Annotated in this window: 2 protein-coding genes; both read right to left on the bottom strand. The window is 41.0% G+C overall.

All coding sequences use genetic code 11. The annotated features are described in order from the left end of the window. Positions 1–5 precede the first annotated feature (5 nt). Entirely contained in the window at positions 6–197 is a 192-nt protein-coding gene (locus tag AC1DWN_RS32965; RefSeq protein ID WP_477563055.1) for a hypothetical protein, read from the bottom strand. 192 nt (positions 198–389) lie between these two features. Continuing rightward, positions 390–2,010: helix-turn-helix domain-containing protein (locus AC1DWN_RS32960; RefSeq protein WP_477563054.1), on the bottom strand; the 1,621-nt coding region annotated here is incomplete at its 5' end.

Genomic DNA, 2,010 nt, shown 5'->3' with positions numbered 1-2,010 from the left:
GGTAATTACAGCGTGCCTGGTCGCAGCGGCAAAGAAAGCGCCAGCTGCTCGTTATTCCAGCTTCCACGTACTGTTGCCTGCTCTTCTGTGCGTTCGATCTGAGGTGCGAAGCTTTCAAGTCCTTCCCCTATGCAAAGAGAAAAGGGAAATGCAGCCTCATTTAGTTTTTGAAAATCAATTTCCCTTTTCTCAATCACTCAAAACCCTTTGTAATGCTGGMTTTTACCATCAGAATCCCTTCAGTTACAAATAAAAAAAACCTGATAGATCAAGGTTCCAGATCACAACAGGTTTCAAGTCAATTTATCGAATAGCGTGTGAGCACGCATCGTTTTATAATATTTGTGCCCCTGCCGATTTTCAACTTCACAGCTTAAAAAAAACGCCAATCAATGATTAATTTGATGTTTTTCACGGTATTGTCCTGGTGTTATGCCTTCTTGTTTGCGGAAATATCGAATGAAGTTTTGCGAATTATTATATTGCAAACGCTCAGCAATCTCCAAAATCTTCAAATCGGTATTGACAAGCAGCTTCTTGGCTAACTGCAAACGGAAATTCGATAAATAATCGCTGAAATTGATGCCTACCTCCTTGCGAAATACACCACGGATATAATCCGGGTGATAGCCCAGCCTTGATGCGCATTGATCTAACGATAGGTCATTCTCAGCCTCTTCGTGGATCATGGCCAGCATTTGATCTGAGATTTTGGCATATTGATTTTTTCGTTTCTTCTCTAATAAATCCATCATTGGATAGATGAGTATTTGGCTAAACCATTGTTCAATTTCCATGATCGTTTTAAGCTGATACAGATGATCAATAAGTGACTTTTCTCCATCATAAAGCGATTCAATGGGTTCACCTAAGCTCTGCGCCATTCGTACTAGATCCAAAAGGAATGCTGTTAGAGGAACAAAGTATTCCCTGTGCCCTACCTTCTCGTAAAATATATCTTGAAGATAAGCATGCAGCAGCAGGTCCGCTTGAGAATAATTCGCCAACTTGATTGCATCAAGCAACTCCTGCTTAGTTCCGTCGGGAATACGTGATAGAATCGTACCCTCCGGTTCCACATCCATAATATGAATAATACAGCTTGGTCCCATCCGGATTGTATATTTAAGCGCCTCGATTGCTTCCTGATAAGCCCATTGAGCAGATCCAAGGGTTGGATAAAAACGGCTAATCCCCACGCTTACTTTCAATCCCAGAAACTGATCAATCTTTTGTCTGATCTCATCGGCGTACTCATTAATTCTCATTTTAAATAATTCCTCGGTTAAATCATTGCTTCCAATCAGTGTAACCTGAGTATGCTGCATAACAACAGGCTTCAACCTTTCGTTCTTCTGCAAAACCTCACCAACAATATTATTTATAGCAAATAATAATAGCTCTTCATCACTTATCTCATATCTAGTTCTATCAAGCGTATCAATCTGGACTGCCATAACAGCTATATAACTCCAATTGCTATTAACCGTTATAGCATCCAGACGTTCATTGATTTCCTGCGCTCTCACTTCTCCCTGATAAAGCTTGATCATGAAAAGTTCATCCACATATCGCTGCTGGCCTTCAATTATTCCGGTAAGACGGTGCTTCGTATGGAGCATCTCATTCACTTGACTGCCGATATACTGTATCTCATCACTGCTATGATTGACCGTTGACACTTCCTCCTTCTCAGCCAGAAAGCGGTACAGATGATTTATGGGACTGTACATTCTCCTCGACCCCAGCCAGGCAAGCAGCAGAGTAGCAGCAAGAATCAATAAGCAAGCCGTGTAGGTATACCATTTAATCACATTAGAATCTTTCGTAATGACATTCACCGACGATACAGACACATAGGTCCAGCTATTATAGGATGATTTGCGGAAGCTCACTCCAATGTCTGAATTCGTACTTGAATGGTAATCGCCAACCGTTTTCGTGGAGTCAAATATAACCTGAAGCTCTTTCTTATTTTTAAAATCCTGTCCTATTTGAACCGCATTGCTA

The organism is Paenibacillus sp. P4_A7, from assembly GCF_056402455.1.
Note: the sequence above shows the minus strand (reverse complement) of the source record. Positions and strands in the feature narration are given on the sequence as shown.